Here is a 22462-nt window from a genome sequence, read left to right on the forward strand (position 1 = left end):
TAAGTTTCAGATTAGCAGGGCAGACAAGGCTCCTGTGCGTGGCAATCGCCCCCGCTCCCTCTAAAATAAGAGAATATGCCGCTGATCGAACAATACGATGTCGTGGTGGTGGGCGCGGGCCACGCCGGTTGCGAGGCTGCCATGGCGGCGGCGCGCATGGGCCTGCGCACGGCCCTGTTCACGCTCAACCTTGATCTGATCGCGCAGATGTCCTGCAATCCCGCCGTGGGCGGCATCGCCAAGGGCCACCTGGTGCGCGAGGTGGACGCGCTCGGCGGCATCATGGGCGAGCTGGCCGATGCCGTCGGCATCCAGTTCCGCCTGCTCAATACTTCGCGCGGACCCGCCGTCTGGTCGCCGCGCGCGCAGTGCGACAAGCAGCAGTACCGCGTCAAAATGCGCGAGGTGCTCGAGTCGCAGCCCAATCTCTACATCAAGCAGGCCGAGGCCGTCGATGTCGTCGTGGAAGATGCGCGTGTCACCGGCATCCGGCTGCGCGACGGGCGCACCATTCGCGCCGGAGCCACCGTCATCACCACCGGCACCTTTCTGAACGGCCTCATTCACTGCGGCGAAGAGCGTATTCCCGCAGGCCGCTCCGGCGAGCCGCCCTCGGTGCTGTTGGGCGAGTCGCTCAAGCAGCTTGGCCTGCGCGGCTGCCGCCTCAAGACCGGCACCCCGCCGCGCCTGGATGGCCGCACCATCGACTGGGCGCGCTTTGAAGAGCAGCCGGGCGACGCCGATCCCACGCCCTTCAGCTTTCGCACAAAGACGCTGCCCATGCGGCAGATCTCCTGCCACATCGCCTACACCACGCCGGAGACGCTGCGGCTGATTCGCGAGAACGTACATCGCTCGCCCATGTACTCCGGGCAGATCGAGGCCATCGGCCCGCGTTATTGCCCTTCCATCGAAGACAAGGTGGTCAAGTTCCCCGACAAGGACCGCCACCAGTTCTTTCTGGAGCCGGAGGGTCTCAACACGCACGAGGTCTACGTGAACGGCATGTCCACGTCGCTGCCGATGGAGGTGCAGTACGAGATCGTGCGCTCCATCCCGGGCCTTGAAAACGCCGAAATGCTGCGCCCCGGCTACGCCATTGAGTACGACGCCATTGACCCGACCGAGCTCGATCGCTCGCTGCGCGTGAAAAAGTTTGAGGGGCTCTATCTGGCCGGGCAGATCAACGGAACCTCGGGCTATGAAGAGGCCGCCTGCCAGGGCATCATGGCCGGCATCAATGCCGCGCTCAGTGTGCGCGACGACGCACCCTTCACGCTCAATCGCACCGAGGCCTACACCGGCATCCTGATTGACGATCTCATTTCCAAGGGCACCAATGAGCCCTACCGCATGTTCACCTCACGGGCGGAGTTTCGCCTGCACCTGCGCATTGACAATGCTGACCGGCGTCTCACGCCCTACGGGCGGCGTCTGGGGCTGATTCACGATGAGGCCTGGGCCGACTACGAGGCCAAGCAGGCGCGCGCCGTCACGCTGGAGAAGCTGCTCGCCACGCGCAAAATCAAGGATGTGACGCCGCTGGCTCCCGCACTGGCACAGGCCGGAATTACGGATGCGGCCTCGCTCGCCGGGCAGACCTATGCGCAATTGCTGAAGCGGCCCGAGATGTCCATTGAGGCGCTGTGGACCGTGATTCGCGCCGAGGTGGCCGAGGGCGAAGCAGCGAGTCTCTTTGCGCCCTGGTTCACCAACGCTGAAGAGGCCAGCCAGCCGCTGCCAGCCTTTGTGCGCAACGAGCTGAAGTCCGTCGAAACCGAGATCAAGTACGCCGGCTATCTTGACCAGCAGCGCAAGTCGATGGAAAAGCTCAAGAAGGCCGAAACCCGCGTCATTCCTGAGTGGTTTGACTATGCGTCCGTCAGCGGCCTCTCGCGTGAGATGCAGGAGAAGCTGGTGCGCGTGCGTCCGCAGACCATCGGCCAGGCGAGTCGCATTCCCGGGGTGACTCCGGCGGCGCTCTCGCTCATCAACGTCTACATTGAGATTCAAGGCAAGCGGCTGGCAAAGGGTGGCCATCCGGTACAGGTGTAACCCTGGTGTCTGCTCCCATATCGGGACCTGTATCTGGCCGGTAACCTCTTCCTGCCGGGATTTCCACAGAAGCATGGTATTCTGTAGAAGCTGAGAACCTGCCTCAGAGCAGGTGACGTTCCGGTCCGGATCTGAACCGGGATACTCTTGGGGCCATTCGCCCCGTTTGTCTTCGCAATATTCCGATTGAGCAAACAGATCACGTGAACACCACACGGCTGCCAATCCAAAGAGAGCAGACCGCTTTTTCATGCAATTTTCTGAACTGAACCTATCCTCCCACCTGAAGAATCAGCTTGCAGTTAACCAGTTTGTAACCCCAACCCCTGTCCAGGAAGCCGCGATTCCGCCGGCCATGGAAGGCAAGGACGTACTGGCGACCGCGCAGACCGGCACCGGCAAGACCCTCGGGTTTCTGCTGCCTGCCATGGAGCGCCTGCTGGCCACCAAGGGCAAGCATCCGGCCGTCCTCATTCTGACGCCAACCCGCGAACTGGCCCTGCAGGTGGAAAAGCAATACGCCCAACTGGCCGGCAAGAGCCTGCCGCAGGCCGCGACGCTGATCGGCGGCGCGAGCGAGAATAACCAGATTCGCGACCTCAAGGCCGGTGCGCGTCTCATCGTCGCCACCCCGGGCCGTCTGGAAGACTTTCTGGAGCGCCGCCTCATCGACCTCAAGCGCATTGAAGTTCTGGTGCTCGACGAGGCCGATCGCATGCTCGACATGGGCTTCATTCCGGCGATTCGCCGCATTGTGGCCAAGCTGCCCCGGCAGCGCCAGACCATGTGCTTCTCGGCGACTATTGATCCGGCTGTCGCGCACCTGCTGGATGAAATTCTGACCAATCCCGTGCGCTTGTCCTTCGGCTCGACCCAGCAGACGTCCAGCAGCGTTCGCCTGATTGCCTATGAAGTCGATGCCGATCAGAAGGCTGCGCTCGTCCATCGTGTGGTCACCGCCGAAGAAGGCCAATCGCTCGTCTTCGTCGGAACCAAGCGGCGCACCGAGCATGTGGCCAAGCGGCTCGATCGCGCGGGCATCTCCGTGGCGGTGCTGCACGGCGACCGCTCGCAGTCGCAGCGCAATCGCGCACTCGAAGACTTTCAGCGTGGGCGTGCCCGTGTGCTGGTCGCCACCGATGTCGCCTCGCGCGGCATTCACGTGGACAACATCGCGCAGGTCATCAACTATGACATGCCGAAAATGACCGAGGACTTCATCCATCGCGCCGGCCGTACCGGACGCGCGGGAGCGACCGGAGTCGCGGCTACCTTCTACACGCCGCTCGAGCGCCGCGAGTTCAATCGCTTTGAAAAGACGCTGAATCGCAAGATTGAGCGCGTCATGATCGCGAGCGACAGCGGCCTTGATCGCGAGGAGCGCGGCCAGATGGTCAATCATGCTCCTGTGCTGCGCATGGCCACGGTGGCCCCCACCAAGCCGCGCGGCAAGGGGAAGGGTAAGAGCAAAGCGCCCGCTGCGGCTGCGCCTCAGCAGCGCGTTTACCTTGAGGGCGAACGCCTGCAGCGCTACGCGAATTAGTAAGTCCGCAAACCGGAAAGCAGCAGGGCTAGCCGTGCAACCACGCGGCTGGCCCTTTCTGTTGGCCCCTTCGGGACCTGTTCCGCCCTGGCTCTATTTGTTCGCGATGCGCTGATACTCGCGCCGGTAGAGAGGATTGGCCGGAAACTCCTGCGACAGCCCCTGCAGCAGATTGCGCGCACCCGCATAGTTCTTCTGCCGGATATCGGCCACCGCCAGCAGCAGCCGCGCAAAGGGCGCAAGGTAGTGGCCATGCGCGGCGGCCAGCTTCAGCTCATGAACTCCGGCCGAGGCATTCGTCTGCGCGCCCGTCCAGCTCAATACCCACCGCACGGGCGCCGGCTTGATGCCCAGCAGATAGTTCTCAATGCCGACGGCAAGGTACGCGTCGTAGCAGTGAGGGTCCGCCGCCAGCGTCTTCTGCGCGAGCGCCGTGGCGCGATTGCTGAAGCGCAGGGCATCCAGATCATGCTTGAGAATCAGCGCCGCATAGTCGCTTTGCAGCCCATCGGCCAGCGTGCTGGCCAGCAGCGCCGAAACATCTTTGGGACTTTTGCTCAAGGCCGCCGCGGCCAGGCGGTTGGCTTCATCAATGCGAGCCTGAAACTTCTGCTGCACCGCAGGATTGGGCGTCGGTCGCTTGCGGTGCGAGAATCGTGAGTTGTCCGCAAAGAGCCGCAAATCCAGAATGCCGAGCCGGTCGAGCTCCGCAAACAGATAGGCCGCCGCATCGGAGACCGGCCCCATGGCATCGTCTGGATGCGCCTGTATATAGGCGTCGAAGGTCTGATGGGCGCCCGCGAAGTTCACGTTGTACATCTGCCCGTAGCCGTGTTCGAGCACCGGGTCAGCATGCGCGGCGAGGGGGCCGCAGCCGAGCAGGCAAAGAAGCAGAAGAAGGCAGCGCAGCGGCTGCGAAAAAACAGGCATATTCACCCACTCCCGGTCGCCACCAGCTTACCGGACCCCGGCAGCCCCTGTGGCCTGCTGGCAGTCCCAGCTTCTGCTTGGATGCCTGAATGCTCCCAAAGCCGATGCATTTACAATCAGGAAGCTGGTAGAACGCGCCAGCTCTTGAGGGCCTATAGCTCAATTGGTTAGAGCAGCGGACTCATAATCCGTTGGTTCCAGGTTCAAGTCCTGGTGGGCCCACCAGATTGCTCCACGCCGGGCAATTCATTCCCACGCCCTTCAGGCGTTTCCCCAATGCACGTCTAATAGATCGAGCTCGCGCTCCACCTCGCGCAGCGTATTCTCGCGAATCTGCCCGGTCGCGCGCAGGTGCATGAGCTCGGCGCGCTCGGCCTGGCGCAGGCTGTAGGCAATCTGCTGCATGTTCTGCTGGCGGCGCTGCTGTTCTTTCTGGCTATCTGATTTCTCCGCGGGAGCCAGCGTGCGCAGCCGTTCCCGGTAAAAGCGTTCCATCAGTTCATAGGCGACGCCGTCGTTCTTCGCCTCCTGGTCCTGTTCGCGCAGCTCCTGCAGCCGGTCAAGTGCGGCCTTGACTACGGCGGCGCGGGCGTTGCGCGCCTCCTGCTGCACATCGGGCGATTCGCACACGTTCAGCTTGCGAATCACCTTGGGCAGTGTCAGACCATGGCCCAGCAGCGTGACCAGGATGACGGCGTAGGCGAAGAAAATAATCGCCTGCCGATGCGGAAACGGATGCCCGGCCGCCGTCAGGCTGGGCAGCGAGAGCGCGGCCGCGAGCGTGAGCACGCCCCGCATGCCGCTCCAGCTCACCACGGTCAGAATGCGTGGCGAAATATAGCTGACCTGCCCGCGGAAGAGGCGGTTCCGCAGGGCCAGCGCCACGCGCGCCCCGGCAAAAACCCAGAAGAAGCGCAGCCCGATCACCAGGGCACAGACCAGCGCGGCGTGGCCGAGCTTTTCTCCCCAGTCCTTGTCAGACATGCCGGCCAGAATTGTCGGCAGCTGCAGGCCGATCAGAATGAACACCAGTCCGTTCAGACTGAAGTCAATCGTGTTCCAGACAGCTTGCCCCTCCAGACGGGTCTGCGAAGAGAAGGTCTTCGAGCGCATGCGGCCAGAGTAGAGCCCGCAGGCCACGGTCGCCAGCACGCCTGATCCGCCCAGGCTCTCGCCAAGTAGATAAGCCACAAATGGCGTGGCGATGCTGACCATCAGTTGCAGCGCCGTGTAGCGAATGCGGCGCTCAAAGTGGGCGATGGGCCAGGCCACCAGCAGGCCGGCTCCCACACCGGCCACGATCAGCCAGAGAAACTTCCCAACGCCTTCAGGAATGGTCGGGATGGTGCCGCTGACAACCAGCGCGCTGGTGAACTGCAGTGCCAGCAGGCCCATGGCGTCGTTGACCAGGCTCTCGCCCTCAATCACCTGCAAAATTCTCTCGGGCAAGCCCACGCGCTTGGCGATCGAGGCTACGGCAATCGTGTCCGTTGTGGAAACGACCGCTCCCAGCACCGCGCCGGAGCGCCAGTCAAAGCCATGCACAATGAAGTGCATGCAGGTGGCCACCCCCACCACCGTAAAGGCCACCAACCCCAGGCCCAGCATCAAAATATGGGCAGCATTGCTGCGCAGCTCGCTCCAGCCGATGTTCGTGGTGCTGGCAAAGAGCAGGGGAGGCAGAACGACAAGAAAAACAAAGGATGGGTCGAGATAGACCTTGGGGATGCCCGGCACAAAGCTGAGCGTAAGGCCGCCCAGCAGCAGCACAATGGGATAGGGCACGCGCAGCCGCTGCGCCAGCGTCGCCAGCAGCGCCACCATGGCCGTCAAAAGCAGCAGAGTGATTTCTGTCTCGTGAATTCCTGAGCCGAACATAATTTTTCAGGTAGTCAGATGCAGATGGCTGCCTCTCCCACAGCCAGGGCTGCTTGCAGTAAACTAACGGGTTTGGCCGTGGTTTGCCGCCAGCTTGTGCATGGCGGGGCGGCGGCCCGATCAACCGCCAATTTATAATCAAGTTTCTCACGGCTTCCAACCTGCACTGCGGAAAGGATTTTGCATGCCGACCGATGTAGTCATGCCCCAGATGGGCGAATCGATCTTTGAAGGCACCATCACCAAATGGCTCAAGAAACCGGGCGAGAGCGTCCAGGTAGACGAGCCCCTCTTCGAGATTTCCACCGACAAGGTCGATGCGGAGATTCCTTCGCCTGTGGCAGGCACGGTCGCCGAAATCAAGGTCGCCGAAGGCACCACCGTTCAAATCAACACCGTCGTCGCCGTCATCAATGAGGGCGGCAGTGCGGCAGCGGCCGCTTCAGCCTCGGCTCCCGCGGCGGCCCCAGCTCCCGCAGCGGCTCCGGCGCCAGCAGCCCCGGCTTCGGCCCCAACTCCTGCGGCCAGTTCCAGCACGGGCGCAAAGCATGAAGTGGTGATGCCGCAGATGGGCGAGTCCATCTTTGAGGGCACCATCACCAAGTGGCTCAAGCAGGTGGGCGACAAGGTCGAAGTGGACGAGCCTCTCTTTGAGATCTCCACCGACAAGGTAGACGCTGAGATTCCCTCGCCTGTGGCGGGCACACTCTCTGAAATCAAGGTGCAGGCCGGCAACACGGTGCAGATCAACACGGTGGTCGCCGTCATTGGCGGCGCAGCCGGTACATCCGCTGCTCCCGCTGCTCCTGCCGCCCCGGCTCCGGTCGCAGTTGCTCCGGCGGCCGCGCCCTCCGCTCCGGCTGCGGAAGAGGACTACGCCGACAGCGCTGAGCACGTGCGCTCTTCGCCGCTGGTGCGCAAGATTGCCCGCGAAAACAATGTGGACCTGCGCAAGGTGTCTGGCACCGGTGCCGGTGGTCGCATCACCAAGGACGATATTCAGGGCTACCTCGAAGGCAAGCCCGCCGCTGCTCCGGCTGCTGCCGCCCCGGCCCCCGTGGCCGCTGCGCCTGCTCCGGCTGCCGCACCGCGCGCTACTGCTCCCGCGCCTGCCGCTGCCGTTCCGCAGCCTGGTGAGCTGGTCCCCATGTCCAAGATGCGCACCATCATCGCGCAGCGCATGATCGACTCCAAGCACACCAGCGCGCACGTTCACACGGTCTTCAAGATCGACTTCACCCGCATCGTCAAGCTGCGTGAGAAGGAAAAGAACAAGTATGAGCAGCGCAACGGCGTCAAACTGACCTACATGCCGTTCATCACGCGCGCCGTGGTGGCCACGCTGCGCAAAATGCCCATCATGCACGCACAGATGAAGGGCGACGCCATCCTCTACCCGGCCAACATCAACATCGGCATCGCCGTGGCTCTCGACTGGGGGCTGATTGTGCCGGTCATCAAGCAGGCTGAGGAGAAGAGCTTCCTGGGCATTGCCCGTGGCATCGCGGACCTCGCCGAGCGCGCGCGCGGCAAGAAGCTGAAGCCGGACGAAGTCGGTTCGGGCACCTTCACGATCACCAACCCGGGCATCTTTGGCGAGCAGTTTGGCACGCCGATCATCAATCAGCCCGAGAGCGCGATTCTCGGTGTGGGCGGCCTCTTCAAGGAGCCGGCCGTCATCACCGACAAGGACGGCACGGACTCGATCGCCATCCGCCACATGATTCACCTCACGCTCGGCTTTGATCACCGCATCATTGATGGCGCCGACGCGGGCAAGTTCATGGCCGAGGTCAAGAAGTACCTCGAAAACTGGACCGAAGACATCGGCTAATCCAGCCACAACCCAAGAGCAAAGGGCAGGCGCGCAGCCTGCCCTTTCTTTTTCCCTGAAATCAGCTTCAACCTTGTTTGAGCTTCTTTTCCGCTTCCAGCACGCGCGCCACGGCTTCTTCCGGTGTCGCACCCACTGAAGAGAGATGCCCCATCTTGCGGCCCTTGCGCGCCGAATGCTTCTCATACAGATGCAGCCGCAGTCCCGGCACCGCCATCGCAAGGTCAAAGCGCGGCGTGCGTTGCTGGCCGTCTCCATCGAGCCATAGGTCGCCCAGCAGATTCACAATCGCGGCCGGCTGCACCACCGCCACATCGCCCAGTGGCAGGTCGCACACTGCGCGAATCCCCTGTTCAAACTGGCTCGTGACGCAGGCGCGCTCGCTCGCGTGATAACTGTTGTGCGGGCGCGGAGCCAGTTCATTGACCAGCAGCTTGCCATCCGTCGTCACAAACATTTCGATGGCCAGCAGCCCTTCCAGCGTGAACTGGTCGGCAATGGCGCTGGCCAGTTCCTGAGCCTGCTTTTCCAGAGCCGGCGGCACGCCTGAGGGAATCACGCTCCACACCAGAATCTGGTTTTCATGATGGTTCAGCGCTGAGGGGAAACTGCGTGTTTCGCCGCTGGGCCGCCGCGCCACCATCACAGAGACTTCGCGCTCCAGCGCCACGGCCTTCTCCGCCACCACGGGCCGCTGGCCCAGCAGCTTCCAGGCCTCGCGTGCCTGCTCTTCGGGCGTGCCGGTCAGCTCGCCAAAGCCGATCTTCACCTGCCCGCGGCCGTCATAGCCGCCGCGCGCGCTCTTGATGAAGCATCGTCCGCCGAGCGCCGTCACAGCATCGACCAGCGCCTGTTCTGACTCCGCGGCGCGGTAATCACCCAGCGGAAGGCCGTGATCGCGCAGCCAGTTCTTCTGCAGAATGCGGTCCTGAATAATCCCCAGCATCGCCGCGCCCGGCCGCACCGGAGCATACTTCGCCGCCGCATCGAGGCAGTCGAGCGAGAGCTGCTCGATCTCGAGCGTCACTACGTCAGAGCCGCGCGCCAGGTCAGCAGCGGCGCGAGTGTCGTTCCACGGACCCTCAAAGCAGGCGTCCACCACAAATCGCGCCGGGCATGAGGGGTCGGGGTCCATGACCTGCACGCGATAGCCAAAGGAGCGCGCCGACATGGCCAGCATGCGCCCAAGCTGTCCGCCGCCCAGAATGCCAATGGTTGATCCGGGAAGAATGGCCGTCATGCCATCGGCTCCCGGAACTGCAGCACGGGCAGTTCCATGGCCAGCACCTCATCGCGGCGCGCCTCGCGCCAGGCCTGGAGGCGCTCGCGCAGCGCGGCATCGGTCGTCGCCAGAATCTCCGCCGCAAAAATCGCAGCGTTGGCCGCGCCCGGCTTGCCGATGGCGAGTGTGCCCACCGGAACGCCCTTGGGCATCTGCACAATCGAGAGCAGAGAATCGAGGCCATTCAGCATCGTTGCGGGAACAGGAACGCCCAGCACCGGGACCAGCGTCTTCGCGGCCAGCATGCCCGGCAGATGCGCCGCGCCGCCCGCGCCCGCGATAATCACGCGCAGGCCGCGCGCCTGCGCCTGCTCCGCATACTCATACAGCAGGTCAGGGGTGCGATGCGCGGAGACAACGCGCGCTTCATGAGGAATGCCGAGTTCGGTGAGGATCTCCACGGCGGGCGAGAGCACGTCAAAGTCGCTCCTGGAGCCCATCACAATGCCGATGAGGGGGTGGTCTGCCATAACAGATGGATTATATCGGGCCGCGTGCCAGGCCTGCGGACGCAGGCGGAGGGAAGGGGAAACAGTGGCTCGCAGCCGGGCCCGGCGCGGAGATCCCACATCCGCCACAACAGAGAAGATGTGGGATATCCGCGATCCGGCCTATCGGTGACGCAGATACTCGACGAGCATCTGAATCCCGGTGAAGACGGTTCCCGCAGCCAGAAAAAATCCCTTGGCACGCTGGAACGCCTGTTCGTGAGCGGTGACGCGCCGCTCAATGGCTGCGATACGGCCGGTTTCGCCGTCGCCATAGAGTGACGCCATCTGGTGCTTCAGCACCGAAAGATCGGCGAGCACCTGGGCTTCAAATTCAGTCATCAGGGGACTCATGAGGAGCTCTGTTCTCACGCGGCGCGCAAGCCCCATTGATCGGGCCGCGCCCGCGTCGTGAGAGGTTAAAGCGGCAGGTTCACAAATACCGCCGTCGAAAACTCCGAGTAGTTCGGCGGAGTCGAGCCGTCATACATGCGAATGTAGTATTGCTCCATCACTGCCGTGCGCGGAATGATGAAGTTGGGCACCGGACTGCGCAGCACCAGGTCAGCGTCCATGCCCGGACCAAAGGCCCAGTCCCTGCGCCGCACCTCAAAGCCGCCACCTGTGGGCGGTGTAACGTTGGCGCTGATGTCGATCTGGCTGGCCGTGACACTGGTGATGCTGAGCGCATTCAGATTGGCCAGCGGCGCGGCCGCCTGCGGCTGCTGCGGAAGCCACACATCCACCGGGATGGTGGCGCTCGTCTTGATCGACAACTCATCCGCCCAGTCATTCGCGAACTGAATGGTGTATTTCGCCAGCCCCGGCTGCGAACAGGTGAGATCGATCCGCACCTGCCGCACGACGAGATTGGCATTGATGCCCGCGCTGGTTGACTCCATGATCAGCACATCCCCCGGCCACACATCGCCGCTCTGCTCATAGTTCCAGCCGGTATAAGTGCCCGCCCACGCCGAGGCGCGGCTGGTGGCCAGCGCCAGCAAGGCCTGCGCTGCATTGGCGCAGTCCTGCGAACTGCGTGCTGCCGGCTTTGAGACTGTTCCGGCCCACGCTGCCGTGCCCGGCAGTCCTCCCGCGCTCTCGCTCGCAATGCTGGCCGCGCTGGCCACCCGCGCCACTGCTCGATGGCGCGTGCGGTATGACACCGCCACCACCTCGCCCGCCTGCGGAATGCTGCCGGGATAGAATCGCAGCTTGCCGGTGCTTTCCACTTTGCAGTCCGCGCCCTGGGCCGTGGTGCCCAGCCGCCGCACCATGGGCGTTCCGTTGGGTGGTGTGCTCATCACCCAGGTGGGCCCGCCGCGGGTGACCGTCACATTGCCAATGCTGCACTGCAACTCGTCGCTGTTGAGCGGTACATACAGGCCCGTGGAAAGCGATGTCGGCACCGTGCCGGTATACAGAATAGTGGGGGCGCCAGCCACGCCGCCTGTCGTGTCCTGCACCTCCAGCACAAAGGTAACCGTAGCGGATACAATCTGACCGCCCGATGCCATCAGCCCCGAGTCTCCCTCGTAGTAGTAGTACTGCTGCACGCGCTGGTTCTCGTTGCAGTACAGGCGAAGCCGCAGCGTGTAGATATGGCCGGAGACAGGGGTGAATGTGGAGCCGGAGATTACGCCCCCAATCAGGGGCGCGATCGAGGTCACGCCGCTGCTCTGCGAGATTTGAAAGCCCGCAACGCAAGTCGCCTTGGAAATAAATCCGTTGTAGATCGAGTTGAGCGTGCCCTGCGTATTGGCGCCAAACTGCACGCCATTGGTCTCAAAGATGATCGAGCCGCCCAGTTCCACCTGGCCCAGCGCTGCAAGGTAGATGCTGCCATCCAGCCCATTGCCGCCTGCGCACGTAAGCCCGTTCGAGCTCATGCCCAGATAGCCGTTATCGGAGATCTGCCACAACATCAGATTAAAAGAAGGTCCCTGAAAGGAATCCTCTACCGGTCTCGCCTCCGCCGCGGTCGGCACAAAGGGCAACTCCGTCAGATCAAAGAGCGCCGTGACGCCGTCTCCTTCAAAGTACTCGGTTACATAGGCGCTCGGCTCTGTCTCTCCGCACACGGTGATGTCGTTGGCCAGCATCTTGACCTGGGCGGCCTGCAGGTCAGAGAGTGACAGGCTGCCATCCGACTCCAGCAGCTTGTGAATCGAGTTGCCGATGGGCTCGGCCGTCAGCACGCCATTCTGCACCCGGTAGGCCCCGCGCGTGCTCGCCGCCAGCTCCGCCGCGCCCTCTGACCACACCATTCCATGATCTGCAATGAACTGCCCAATCGTCGCCTGCAGATTGGCTCCTCCGGCGGTGATGGGGGTCGCGCCCAGACCGCCAGTTAGCCCACTCATCATGGTCTGCGCACTCTGGTTATAGCTCGCATACTGCTGCGCGAGCGCCATGCGATCCAGCAGCACTTCATCGCTGATGGCAGACATTTCGGCTACATACATCGGTCCTGAACTGGCCTCGCCAGCCAGCATCATGGCCGGCTCATTCGCTACATAGCCGGTAAAGAAGAGATTGCCGCTGTCATCGGCCAGCAGCACGCGCCCGTTGCGTGACGGCACCGGCAGCCCTGCCGCCGAAGGCAGCAGCGAAACCGTCAGAACGGAGGGAGCATTCAACTTGCGCTCCACACGAAACGTCTGCCCTTCCACCACGCAGGCCGAGTAGTCAACCGCCCCATTGCCGTCGTAATTATTGATCGTCAGTTTCACTGAGGTCTCTCCGTACGCGGTTTAGATCAGCGCAAACGCCGGCGGAACAAAGGTGCGAAAGCACACCGCGCGCTCGCCATCATTCGCATCGGTTACCGGCAGCGCTCGAAAGCTGGCAGCCAGCGAGATTCGTTCGCTCTGGTTAACGTGCATAGGCGTAAGCATCTGCGCGGAAGAAGACGAAGGAATACTCGCTCCCTGTGTCGTGTGTGCCGAGGCAGCATTCTTCAGATTTGCAACATTCGCGGTTGCGCTCGAAGAAGCAAATGGTTTGGAAGACGCAACATGCACCGCTGCGGATGTTAACGGAGTCGCCGCTTCTTCCGCGCCGCCTAAGGCCTGCAGGCGCGGGTAGTAATAGAAGATACGCTCCCCCTGATCGCCTGCAATCACAAACAGCGCTGACCACTCCTGAAAAAAGCTGCCGCCCTCGCGATCCACAAAGCCGAGAATCGGCTGCACCTTCATCACCGCGGTGGGCACGCCCGCCATCAAGGGCTGTGCCAGCGTCACCCCCGTCGTGCTGACTGACTGTACGCGCGCCACGTTGAATGTCACGCGCCGCGTGTAATCCGGATCGCTGTTCACCGCCGCCGCGCTCGCCACATAGGCTGCCGAAACTCCGCTGCCCACATAGCCCGTCTGCCCGGAGTAATCCACATCCACCGCCACCAGCGAACCCGCCGTAAACTTCGCTGCATCTGTCGAGGCCATCGCTAGAAATGTCGCAGTCGAGCCGCTTGCCGCCAGACTCACCGCGGCCACACCCTTGCTGCCCGAGCCATTGCCGCTGCCCGGGGCAGGCGTGGCCGCTGCGATGACATTCATATGCTGTGAACCCGCGGCCAGCGCCATGGTCAGCTTGCTCCATGAGCTGAACCGCAGCGACACCGTAGCATCGAGCGACTCGCGCACCTGGTACTGCGTATTCGCGGGGCTGCCCGCCGCCAGCACGCCATACTTGCTGGTGGAGCGCCGCGAAAACGCCTCCACCCACCCCAGGTCCGTCCACGGAGAAGGCGGAGCGTCCAATGGGAAGCCTGCGCTCAGCGAAGGATCAAAAACCGCAGGCTGGCCCAGTGTGCGATTCACAGGAGCAAAGTAAGCGCGCACGCGGCGCGTCGTGGGAGTCATTGCCGGAAGATTTGTGCTCGTGCTCATCGCTCTCCTGCCTCCTGCCAGCTCCACACCGTGAGCAGCGCCACGCGGCTGATCTGGTCGCGCACGCTAACCGCGGGTTGAAACTCCGGCTCGCTCCAGAAAATTGATGTCAACATACCCGTCGCCGGAGTCGTGGTGTAGTTCATCTTTGGTGCGCTCTGCGGCGACAGCATCTGCTGCAGCTCTGCATCCATCGCCTCCAGCAAGCGGCCGCGATCGAGACCTGAATTGAGCTGCGTGCCCGCAGTGGAGTAGTAGATCTCGCAGCTCATCTGCGCCAGCGGCAACGGCAGTTGCGGCAGCACGGTGAGGCCCGTCCACCGCAGCGTAAAGGCATCCAGAACCGGAAGCGCCATTGGTGATTCGGCTTCCTCTACAAGGATGCCGGGCCGTGTCACCGAACGCAGCAGCATCGTCCGTTCAGGATTCACCTGCGTCAGCCGGTTCCGCAGCGTGATGTAAAACGTGTCTTTTGCATTCTGCATAGGCTTGTCCTTTAGCTCTGCGGCCCGGCCTGCGGATTCTGCAGCGGCCAGTTGCTCGCCGCATCTCGTAACAGCAATCGGTACAAATACACCTCGCCCTGGTCTTCAAAGCTTGAGGCGGCTTCAATCGTAAATAGCCTGCCCGCCACCACCACTCCCGAGGCCATGCTGAACAGTGCCGAAGCCGAGGCCAGTTGCTGTTGTGCCACCTGCGCGGCCACTGCCTCGGCAGAGATGCGCAGCTCGTACCGCTGCGGCTGGTTGGGCAGCAAATACTCCGTGCGCATCTTGTGAAAGATCGCCGGGGATAGCGGCAGAAGTTGCAGATTCGGCTGGTCAATGCCCAGTTGCCCGGCATCGTTCTGATCTCCCGTCAGCGGCGGCACCTGCAAATATGCGGTGGTCCCTCCACAGGCGCGCAGCAGCGAGGCAGCCACGCGCACTGCGCGGCCGCTGGGGATTTGCGTGCTCAAATCGGCGCACATATCAGCCCATCCTTGTGGAGACCCACGGCTGCAATAATGTCTGCACCGTGGCATCGATCAGCGTGTTCTGGAAGTACTGCACCTGCATGTCGTTGATCGTGGCCGATTTCACATTCAGCCCCGGCGTGGACTGCGCATTCTTCACAATCTGCGCGCACGCCGCCAGCACCGCATTGGGCATCGTCGCCAGGCCGGCTGTGTACGTCACGGCGACTTCGTTGTAAGGCAGCCCCATGATGTTCAGCGGAAAAATCAGCTCGCCCGTGTCCGGAACAAAGTCAATCGTGGTCGGGTCCAGCCCCGTCCACGCACCCGGCAGTGAAAAGGCAAACAGCACCTCTTCCTGCAGCGGGAACACAAGCTGTCCGCGCCGCGGCTTCGCATATCTTGCCTGCACGCTCACCAGTGGTGAAGTCTCCGGTGCTACCGGCGTGAGCGGAAGGTGGCTGAGTCGCACCGTCTGCGAGCCTTCCACCATACGCAGCCGCTCGGTGTACTGCATCGGGTTCAGCGTGGCGCGGCGGCAATAGGTGTCAATCAGGGACGAAGCGAGAGTGATCCAGTCGTCCGTTGTGTCGGCCGAGAGCCCAAAACTGACATACTGAGCCGGCTGTAGATATCCCATGAAACACTCCTTCGCGAAAGCAATCGGGCCGGCATGCGTGCCCGGTAAGACATGCATGCCGGCCCATTTCAAACAACCTCAAGGGACGCTCAGCTCAGTTACGGCCAGTCGTCCCCACTTGTGTTTAGCGATCGACCAGCACCTGGTAGTGCGCATAGTTCGCGCCCTTGACCACCGGCGCTCCAAACTTCACCACCACATACTGCGAGGCCAGCGAGCCGGGCAGTCCGAGTTGGAAGACGCGCGGATTCGGGTCACTCAGCCAGTGATACTCGATCATGTCCTCCGTCACGATGTAGGCCGGCAGCACCGCCGAGCCGGAACCCGGTGTGCCGGTGTAGCTCAGCGACCAGTCCGGAATCAGCGGAAGATCGCCGGCCTGCGTCGACAGCATCTTCACCGTGAAGCCAGAGGTGACCTCGCGCGTGCCCAGCACCACGTTGAACTCGCTCTTCATCTCGCGATCAATCAGGTCCAGCAGCACCGGGTTGGCATAGATCGCCGTGGGCCGCACGGCAAAGTTGGAGTTGCTCACCATCTGTGCCACCGTCGACTTGAGGCCATCCACAATGCTGGCCGAAGTGCCGATGGTGGTCGAGTTGCCCCCTGCCGCAATCTGCTGCGAGACGCCATAATATTGCGCCGTCGTGGGCGTGGTCAGCGAGGTATCGCTGCCATTCCACAGGGCAATATCGTGCGAGTGCATCACGCCCTCAATCGTATCGATGAGGTCCTTGGCCTGCAGATACGCAAACTGCTTCTGCTGCGTGCCCAGTTCCACATCAAACAGGTTGTAGTTGAGCTGAGCCACAATGGCCTTCAGCGGAACGCTGCGCTCCACGCGCGTCGGGCTTACCACCGGAGCCACAATGTTGCGCGGATCCACAAAGCCGGCCGCGCCCGGAGTCGGAATCGCAGTCTCTTCAAAGAAGCGCGACGGATGACCGGTGGCCGGCACCTGCTTGATGCGCTGGCCAAACAGGCTGCGGCGGCGAACGATGTCGGTGATCTCCGTCTGATAAAACGGAACTTCAATCGCGCCAGGCCCAATGTAATCCGCTGCGGAATGGATGTCGTAAAAATTGGCTTTCATCAGTCTCTCTCTGCCCTTTGGGCTTGCTGAAAATGAAAAGGCCCGGACCATCGTCCGGGCGCAACAAGAGCAGCAAGACCGCCTGCCGATGACGGCAACCGGCGGCCTTCCTGTTCGCTACACGAGAAGCTAGCCGAGCAGACCGGCGCGCAGCAGTTGCGCTTTCACCGCCACGCGCTGCTCGATGCTCAAGCCGGTCAGCGCCGCATCGAGCGCCCCTGCCTCAATCGAGTCCAGCGTCGAAAGCCCCTGCTTGGCCAGCAGTTGCGTGGTGGCGGCGGGCAGCGTCTTGCGTGCCGCGGCCGCGGGCGCGCCGCTCTGCGCGCGCATCTCGGCAATCTGGCGCTCGGCGGCTTCCAGCTTGCGTTCCAGCTCCTGCTCGCGACTCGTATCGGCTGTCGCCACGATGCGCTGTGCTTCCCCGGCCTGCGCCATCAATTCCGCCGTGCGCTCCATGGTCGCGGCAGCAGCATGCATACGCTCCAGACCTTCCTGCAGAGCATTCATTACTTCATGGATTTCCATCGTGTGTCCTTTCCTGGTTGCACAACAACATTTCTGCGCGCCGTCTCCCGGCTCGCAGTCCGTGAAACGCCGCGCGTCGCGCCTGCGGCGGCCAGTGTGCGGCAGCGCTGCGGCGTCAGGGCAAAGTGCGTGTCCTGGTAGGCCGCCTTGGCGCGCAGCAGAATGGCCGCGCCGGTGAAGGTGGCGCGCGTCAGCTTCCACACCTCGGCGTTCATGTCCTCCACATGCGCATTCGCCAGCTCGTACGACATCCCCATCGATCCGGCGCTCGCCTGCCGAAGGTGGCGCGCGACCTCGGGAAAATCTTTGGCATAGAGATAGCCGCTCACTTTCAGGCGGCGTCCCACCACATCGGCCTCCGTGATCACGCCGCATTTGCGTCGTGCGTCGTGGCCGTCCCATGCGGGCGTAAAGTCCACCCCCATGCCGAGCAGTGACGGCAGCGCGGCCAGCGCCGCGGCGCGCGTGAGCACCACCCGGTGTCCGCGAGCCCCTGCCGGAGCCCGCGTGCTGGGCTCATCCACCACCGTCAGAACCCCCTCGAAAGGAACCCGGTTGGGATGCTCTGGAACCTCCGGCATCGTAACTGCCATGGCTTCAAATTTCATGTGCTCTCCGTTTGTGTTTGCGGTGAGTTGCAACAAATTCCATCAATCGTTCTTTGCCAATGGTGGAACCTCCTCTGTCTCTGCACTCCCGGAAGCCGCATGCACACCTGCGGAGGAATGCTTCGCTCCCGTGCCCGTCTCTTCAGCGCGCAGCGGCGCCAGGCCTCGCATCGCGCGCACTTCGTTCACCGTGAGCACGCCCGCCGCCAGCAGCGCGGTCTGCACCTCCATCTGCTGCATCTCGTCGGTGGCATCCAGCTGATTGAAGACAAATTCAAACTCCGGCCAGCCCAGCCGCTTTGCAAAAAGATCCCGTGTGATGTGCTCGGCCACCAGGCGCGCCATCGGCACAATGGCGCTGTGAAAGGCCTCGTCCATCAGCTCGGCCGCCGTCGCGCGATTCACATCCTGCTCCAGCCCCAGCAGCACCGGCGGCAATGAGAAGGCGTTGGCAATCATGCGAATCAAAAACTCCTGCCAGTTCATGCGCATATCCGCATCCGTGCCCGCCGCAAAGCGCAGCACCTCAGGCTTTTCCGGAGTGCTCAGCAGCGGCACCCTGCCCGTGCCCTCAATCTCGTCCTGCCACCAGCGAATCAGCCGCTCCTGCTGCGCTGGCGTCGAGTCATTCACCCATAGCGCATACTGCACCACCGCGTTGCTCGCCAGCTTGCCCGCATAACGGTGCGCGCCCAGAAATGAATTCACGCTCTCAAACGCAACTTCCAACGGTCCCAATCCAAAAGGCGTATAGCTGCGAGGATTCGTCCGCAGATAAATCAGCTCATCGTCGCGCAGCTTCACCAGCGAGCCCGAACTCGGCATGCCTGTGTTCTGCGCATAGCGAATGCTCGACGGATTCCCATCCCACTTCGGATCAATCTGAATCGAAGCACCATCTACCGGCCACAGATGAAAGGGCCGCTCCGGATCATCCGTCGTCTCCATCTCGATTGCGCCGTAGCCGCCTACCAGAGCATCTTCCAGCACCTGCTCCAGCAGTGTGCGAAACGAGTCTGAAGGATTCGGATGCTCCAGCGCATAGCGCAGCGCGCGCTGCTTGCGGCGCACATAACCGACTTGCTCTTCGGTGTAGTCGCGCTTCAGCCGAATCTGCCAATCCAGGCTCGCCACTCGATCCTTGATGATGTTGATCGCGCGCCGCACCACCGGTGTCTCGGCAAACCGGCGCAGGTTGTCCGGCGTCGGCTTCGGCATTGCGCGCGAAGGAATCTGATACGGAGCCAGAATCGTCGGCAAGGCCAGCGTCTTGCGCTCCGCGCTCGCAGGCTCGCTGGGTTTCTGCCCGCCCGCCAGCAATTGCCGCGCCTGTTGAAATGTCTGTCTTAGATTCACTGCTGCCGCTCCCTCTGTAGTGGAAAAACAAAAAGGCCCGCCGTTGCCGGCGAGCCTTCGCTGCTGTTGCACGAGCCGCATCTCGCGGCCGCTCATTCCCTCGTCTCTACAACTTCATCTCCACCCTGGCCGTGTCGGCAAGGCGCGGCAGATCGCTGGTCGTCAATACCCTGATTTCCGCTGCCTCCATGCACTCCACGCCAAAGCGATACTGTGCCAGCCCGTCTTCCTGCGCATCTTCTTCGCCGCGCAGTTCGCGCCAGGGCTCCACAATCGCGGTCAACTCCAGCGTGGCATTTTCCACTCGCGCCACACCCTCGCGCAATTGCGGCATGCCAAAGGCCAGCACCTTCGCCAGATCCAGGTCCCCGTCAAGTGAAACCGCATGAAACATCCGGATCACTCCATTTGGTCTATAACCGCAGTCAATTCGCAGCGGATCGCCCGGATGCGTATATGGCGAAGCCGCGATTCGCTTGCTCATCAGATTCCAGACGCCCGTACGCTCAAACGCGCCGCGCATAGAGCGCGCAATCTTCTGCCGGCCGCTCATGCGCGCCACTGCTTCGCGCCGCTGCGACTCCACATACAATTGCATCAGCCGCGTCAGCTCCGCCGGAATCGTCTCCGCCAGGCAGGCCTTGGCTTGCGTAATTTGTAACCCATTCGAGAGCGAATCTTCGAGCGTCTTCAGCACATACGGCATATCTTCCCGCCGCTCTTCCACGCGTTGAATCAGCTCTTGCTCCAGCGCCTCCAGCATCTCAATGTCCGCACCCGGATCCACGCATCGCACCCGTGCCCAATCCCGCGTAAAGCGGACATACGCCGGCGCCGGTCCCGTGCCCGAAAGATCGCGCAGCAGAACGCCAATATTCACAAACTCGCCCTTCACCGGATCCGGCACATAGCGCACCAGGAAGAACTCACACGGACGCAACCCAGTCACATGTTCCTCCCCTCTGCATCATCGGCCACACCCGCCTGCTCCCTCACGCTACTCTTCATCGCAAACGGCACCCCATTCCACTTCGGAAAAGGCTCCCGCGATGATTCCCGGAATCCCTTGATCAACTCCGGAACCCGTTCTCTCCGGGCATCCAGTTGCTCCACCAGGCGCTCCAATGCTGCCACATCACCCCGATACCACTCCGGCGGAATCTGGTCGGCCAATGCCCATACCCGATTCACATCCAGCTCCCGCATCCGGCTCATCCACGGCTCAAAACTCTCCCACCCCGTGATGCCGTCATACACCGCATTGCGCGCAAACACGCCCCGCAAAGGCGCATCCCGGTACTCCCAGTCGCCCGCGCCAAAGCAGAATCCATAATCAATGAACGTCGCCGAATACTTCCGCTCCCGCTGCTTCTTATGAAAGACCGCCTGCCGCCCATTTGCATTGCACGTCCACTTGTCTACCACCAGAACCCCGGCAAAATCCCGCAGATTGCGCACATCCAGCAATTGCGGCTCGGGCAGATAATCCACGCTCTGCCCCGGCATCAGTCCGCCTACAAACTGCGAGCCAAAGTGCAGCCCCGGCAGGCAGCGCTCGCTCTCGCGGCCCCGTTGCACAGCCAGCTCCGGAGTGTTCTCCACCAGCCACGAAGTCACCTCAATCACCTCGCATGGCGGCGAAGGCAAGCCCACGATCCGCGCCACATGCGTTGCCAGCCACTCATTTACCAGTACCCGCAGATGCTGAGGATTGTTCTGAAACTTCACAACATACGGAACGCCGTCGGCGCCGAGCATCAGGTGGCTCTGCGCGCCGCCGCGCATCCTCCGAATCTGTTGTGTCGCCAGAACCGCCACATCCCCTCCGTCAGCAAACATCCTATCCTGCCCGGCCGCATTCGCCGCGCCGCAATTTGCCTTACTGTCCGGCCCGCACTGCCAGCGCGATGGCCATCGCCATCACGCAATCATCATGCTCGCCGGCCTGTGCCTCCACGCGCCCATTCTGCTGCCGCACAAAACTGCGGCACTCCATCAGCAGCCGCCGGCTCATAAAGATGTCTGGTGTCTCCACCAGCGTGCTGGCCAGGTTCGCCAACATCTGCGGCCGCGAAATCGCGGTCGTCAGCCATCCCTCCTGACCGCTCTGCCGGTAGAGATTCCGGTAGCCGCACACGCTCTGCAAAAAGGCGATCACTGCCGCCCCGTGGTTGTTCCGCTCCACGGCCACCAGGGCCTGCCGGTACTCTCTCGCCAGCTCCGCCACTTCCTGCGCCAGTTCGAGCGCCGTGCAATGCATCTGCAACTCGGCGCACTGCAGTCCCGTCTTCTCATCGATCACTTGCGCCACCGAGTAGTCTCCCTCGCTGCCGCCACCTGCCGGGTCCACCGCCACAATGTAACGGCGCTGGCCTTCCGGTGGATACCAGATTTGCAATCGCCCGCCCAGCCGCATCCTCAGCGGAGCTTCCACCGCGGACAACCGCCGGTCGATCGCCGCCGCGTCAAAGTAGCATTCGCCGCTTGCCAGAAAGCAGTCATGCGCCGTCTCGGCATACTCCTGCCGGGCCAGCTCGCGATAGTTCGCCCGTATCTGCCGCCGGTATCCAATCTGCTCCGGCGACAGCGAGTGAGCCTCCATCAGGGCCCGCTCTTCCGTCGTGAGCGAGGTCTCGTCCACCGGCTCTGCGGCATAGGCTGCCTCCATCCACCAGGGAAAGAAATGCTGCACCATCCCCGTCTCCGCTGCGCTCTGCCACGTGTTCCAGAAGCAGCCGGCCGCACCCATCGGCGTGGACTCGAGCACCAGTTCCCCCTTCGGCGACAATGCCGCCCGCATGCCCTGCAACACCTCCTCTGCGTCTCCCGGCCAGCGAGCCACTTCCGTGCAATGAAGGTTGGTGATCGTCAGCCCGCGCCCGGCATTCCTGTCCCCGGCTGTCTCCACCCGGTACTCGCTGTCAATCGCCGGAAAAACAAGCTGACGCGCATTCGCCCGTGCTGTTCGCAGCGGCACCAGAGTATCTTCCGGCAACTGCCGGTAAAACCGGTGCACCATCTGAAACAGGCTCTCCGCCGCCTCCTGTGTATGTGCCACCTGCACTGTGAGTGTTCCGGGAATCAGCGCGGTCTTCAGAAAAAACCGCGCCGCAATCCACGTGCTGATGCCAAGTTGACGAGCCTTCAGCACAATGTTGCTTTGCCCGCGCCGCTGCTCAAACTCCCTCTGCACCCGGTTGGCAATCAGGGGAACACTGCTGCCGTCCCGTCCCCGAATGCGTAGCGCCGAGTGCGCAAGGTAGTGAATGAGTGCCTCGCCGCTGCTGTTGACGGGCGTGTCCAGCTCGCGCCCCAGCAGCAGCAGGTCGTCGCGGCATATCGTGCTCCTTTGCCGCATGTCGTCCTATCCTGCCTGCGCTTG

The 22462-nt window shown here is 62.7% G+C and carries 20 protein-coding genes and 1 tRNA gene; 4 read left to right on the plus strand and 17 right to left on the minus strand.

Annotation, left to right across the window (positions count from 1 at the left end; translation table 11 throughout):
* Window positions 1-75: 75 nt before the first annotated feature.
* Window positions 76-2055, plus strand: a complete 1980-nt coding sequence (mnmG, locus tag ACP_RS11195) for a tRNA uridine-5-carboxymethylaminomethyl(34) synthesis enzyme MnmG (protein ID WP_015897439.1) — start codon at window positions 76-78, stop codon at window positions 2053-2055.
* 250 nt (window positions 2056-2305) lie between these two features.
* Window positions 2306-3598: a DEAD/DEAH box helicase gene (locus ACP_RS11200; RefSeq protein WP_015897440.1), complete on the plus strand. Its 1293-nt coding sequence runs from the start codon at window positions 2306-2308 to the stop codon at window positions 3596-3598.
* Between the two features lie 93 nt (window positions 3599-3691).
* Here ACP_RS11200 and ACP_RS11205 read toward each other — a convergent pair whose 3' ends face one another.
* The gene (locus ACP_RS11205; protein ID WP_015897441.1) at window positions 3692-4528 is read right to left on the minus strand and encodes a hypothetical protein; all 837 of its coding nucleotides are present in this window, start codon (window positions 4526-4528) and stop codon (window positions 3692-3694) included.
* A gap of 148 nt (window positions 4529-4676) precedes the next feature.
* On the opposite strand from ACP_RS11205, the gene ACP_RS11210 reads away from it, so the two are divergent.
* Window positions 4677-4753: transfer RNA gene (locus ACP_RS11210), tRNA-Ile, on the plus strand.
* 36 nt (window positions 4754-4789) lie between these two features.
* Here the strand turns inward: ACP_RS11210 and ACP_RS11215 are convergent.
* Complete coding sequence (locus ACP_RS11215; RefSeq protein WP_015897442.1) at window positions 4790-6406, minus strand: Na+/H+ antiporter; 1617 nt, start codon at window positions 6404-6406, stop codon at window positions 4790-4792.
* A gap of 184 nt (window positions 6407-6590) precedes the next feature.
* Here ACP_RS11215 and sucB point away from each other — a divergent pair, with 184 nt between their 5' ends.
* A complete protein-coding gene (sucB, locus tag ACP_RS11220) occupies window positions 6591-8240 on the plus strand; it encodes a 2-oxoglutarate dehydrogenase, E2 component, dihydrolipoamide succinyltransferase (RefSeq protein ID WP_015897443.1) in 1650 nt (549 codons plus the stop codon).
* Between the two features lie 67 nt (window positions 8241-8307).
* On the opposite strand, the gene purK is transcribed toward sucB, so the two are convergent.
* From purK to ACP_RS11295, 15 genes are all read right to left on the minus strand, one after another.
* Window positions 8308-9480, minus strand: coding sequence for a 5-(carboxyamino)imidazole ribonucleotide synthase (gene purK / locus ACP_RS11225; protein WP_015897444.1), 1173 nt, complete (start codon window positions 9478-9480; stop codon window positions 8308-8310).
* On the minus strand, window positions 9477-9992 hold the full coding sequence (gene purE / locus ACP_RS11230) for a 5-(carboxyamino)imidazole ribonucleotide mutase (RefSeq protein WP_015897445.1): 516 nt from the start codon (window positions 9990-9992) through the stop codon (window positions 9477-9479). Before purE ends, purK begins: the two co-directional genes overlap by 4 nt.
* Before the next feature lie 141 nt (window positions 9993-10133).
* Window positions 10134-10352 (minus strand): hypothetical protein, encoded by a 219-nt coding sequence (locus tag ACP_RS11235; protein WP_041839513.1) that lies wholly within the window; start codon window positions 10350-10352, stop codon window positions 10134-10136.
* 77 nt (window positions 10353-10429) lie between these two features.
* Complete coding sequence (locus ACP_RS11240; RefSeq protein ID WP_015897447.1) at window positions 10430-12742, minus strand: hypothetical protein; 2313 nt, start codon at window positions 12740-12742, stop codon at window positions 10430-10432.
* 21 nt (window positions 12743-12763) lie between these two features.
* Entirely contained in the window at window positions 12764-13903 is a 1140-nt protein-coding gene (locus ACP_RS11245) for a hypothetical protein (RefSeq protein ID WP_015897448.1), read from the minus strand.
* Window positions 13900-14388: a hypothetical protein gene (locus ACP_RS11250; RefSeq protein ID WP_015897449.1), complete on the minus strand. Its 489-nt coding sequence runs from the start codon at window positions 14386-14388 to the stop codon at window positions 13900-13902. The genes ACP_RS11245 and ACP_RS11250 overlap by 4 nt, the downstream gene beginning before the upstream one ends.
* An 11-nt stretch (window positions 14389-14399) precedes the next feature.
* The gene (locus ACP_RS11255) at window positions 14400-14861 is read right to left on the minus strand and encodes a hypothetical protein (protein WP_169305968.1); all 462 of its coding nucleotides are present in this window, start codon (window positions 14859-14861) and stop codon (window positions 14400-14402) included.
* A 13-nt stretch (window positions 14862-14874) separates the two neighbouring features.
* On the minus strand, window positions 14875-15498 hold the full coding sequence (locus ACP_RS11260) for a hypothetical protein (RefSeq protein WP_015897451.1): 624 nt from the start codon (window positions 15496-15498) through the stop codon (window positions 14875-14877).
* A gap of 124 nt (window positions 15499-15622) precedes the next feature.
* The gene (locus ACP_RS11265) at window positions 15623-16591 is read right to left on the minus strand and encodes a hypothetical protein (protein WP_041839515.1); all 969 of its coding nucleotides are present in this window, start codon (window positions 16589-16591) and stop codon (window positions 15623-15625) included.
* 129 nt (window positions 16592-16720) lie between these two features.
* Window positions 16721-17098: a hypothetical protein gene (locus tag ACP_RS11270; RefSeq protein ID WP_238525539.1), complete on the minus strand. Its 378-nt coding sequence runs from the start codon at window positions 17096-17098 to the stop codon at window positions 16721-16723.
* A complete protein-coding gene (locus ACP_RS11275; protein WP_015897454.1) occupies window positions 17098-17724 on the minus strand; it encodes a hypothetical protein in 627 nt (208 codons plus the stop codon). The genes ACP_RS11270 and ACP_RS11275 overlap by 1 nt, the downstream gene beginning before the upstream one ends.
* A 42-nt stretch (window positions 17725-17766) precedes the next feature.
* Entirely contained in the window at window positions 17767-19176 is a 1410-nt protein-coding gene (locus ACP_RS11280; protein ID WP_238525540.1) for a phage portal protein, read from the minus strand.
* Between the two features lie 10 nt (window positions 19177-19186).
* Window positions 19187-20029, minus strand: a complete 843-nt coding sequence (locus ACP_RS11285; protein ID WP_015897457.1) for a DUF3037 domain-containing protein — start codon at window positions 20027-20029, stop codon at window positions 19187-19189.
* Window positions 20026-20919 carry a HipA family kinase gene (locus tag ACP_RS11290; RefSeq protein WP_193760146.1) on the minus strand — a complete coding sequence of 298 codons (894 nt, stop codon included), beginning with the start codon at window positions 20917-20919 and terminating at the stop codon, window positions 20026-20028. The genes ACP_RS11285 and ACP_RS11290 overlap by 4 nt, the downstream gene beginning before the upstream one ends.
* Window positions 20920-20959: 40 nt before the next feature.
* Window positions 20960-22438, minus strand: a complete 1479-nt coding sequence (locus ACP_RS11295; protein ID WP_015897459.1) for a phage terminase large subunit family protein — start codon at window positions 22436-22438, stop codon at window positions 20960-20962.
* Window positions 22439-22462: the final 24 nt, after the last annotated feature.

Origin of the sequence: Acidobacterium capsulatum ATCC 51196, from assembly GCF_000022565.1 — a bacterium.
Classification (GTDB): domain Bacteria; phylum Acidobacteriota; class Terriglobia; order Terriglobales; family Acidobacteriaceae; genus Acidobacterium; species Acidobacterium capsulatum.

Bases quoted from the DNA above. Each gene is read 5' to 3' on its own strand.
- ACP_RS11200 (WP_015897440.1), top strand. From the start codon at position 2,306: ATGCAATTTTCTGAACTGAACCTATCCTCCCACCTGAAGAATCAGCTT.
- ACP_RS11295 (WP_015897459.1), bottom strand. From the start codon at position 22,438: ATGCGGCAAAGGAGCACGATATGCCGCGACGACCTGCTGCTGCTGGGG.
- ACP_RS11245 (WP_015897448.1), bottom strand. From the start codon at position 13,903: ATGAGCACGAGCACAAATCTTCCGGCAATGACTCCCACGACGCGCCGC.
- purK (WP_015897444.1), bottom strand. From the start codon at position 9,480: ATGACGGCCATTCTTCCCGGATCAACCATTGGCATTCTGGGCGGCGGA.
- mnmG (WP_015897439.1), top strand. From the start codon at position 76: ATGCCGCTGATCGAACAATACGATGTCGTGGTGGTGGGCGCGGGCCAC.
- purE (WP_015897445.1), bottom strand. From the start codon at position 9,992: ATGGCAGACCACCCCCTCATCGGCATTGTGATGGGCTCCAGGAGCGAC.
- ACP_RS11250 (WP_015897449.1), bottom strand. From the start codon at position 14,388: ATGCAGAATGCAAAAGACACGTTTTACATCACGCTGCGGAACCGGCTG.
- ACP_RS11270 (WP_238525539.1), bottom strand. From the start codon at position 17,098: ATGAATGCTCTGCAGGAAGGTCTGGAGCGTATGCATGCTGCTGCCGCG.
- ACP_RS11235 (WP_041839513.1), bottom strand. From the start codon at position 10,352: ATGACTGAATTTGAAGCCCAGGTGCTCGCCGATCTTTCGGTGCTGAAG.
- ACP_RS11280 (WP_238525540.1), bottom strand. From the start codon at position 19,176: ATGAGCGGCCGCGAGATGCGGCTCGTGCAACAGCAGCGAAGGCTCGCC.
- sucB (WP_015897443.1), top strand. From the start codon at position 6,591: ATGCCGACCGATGTAGTCATGCCCCAGATGGGCGAATCGATCTTTGAA.
- ACP_RS11265 (WP_041839515.1), bottom strand. From the start codon at position 16,591: ATGAAAGCCAATTTTTACGACATCCATTCCGCAGCGGATTACATTGGG.
- ACP_RS11260 (WP_015897451.1), bottom strand. From the start codon at position 15,498: ATGGGATATCTACAGCCGGCTCAGTATGTCAGTTTTGGGCTCTCGGCC.
- ACP_RS11205 (WP_015897441.1), bottom strand. From the start codon at position 4,528: ATGCCTGTTTTTTCGCAGCCGCTGCGCTGCCTTCTTCTGCTTCTTTGC.
- ACP_RS11215 (WP_015897442.1), bottom strand. From the start codon at position 6,406: ATGTTCGGCTCAGGAATTCACGAGACAGAAATCACTCTGCTGCTTTTG.
- ACP_RS11275 (WP_015897454.1), bottom strand. From the start codon at position 17,724: ATGAAATTTGAAGCCATGGCAGTTACGATGCCGGAGGTTCCAGAGCAT.
- ACP_RS11290 (WP_193760146.1), bottom strand. From the start codon at position 20,919: ATGTTTGCTGACGGAGGGGATGTGGCGGTTCTGGCGACACAACAGATT.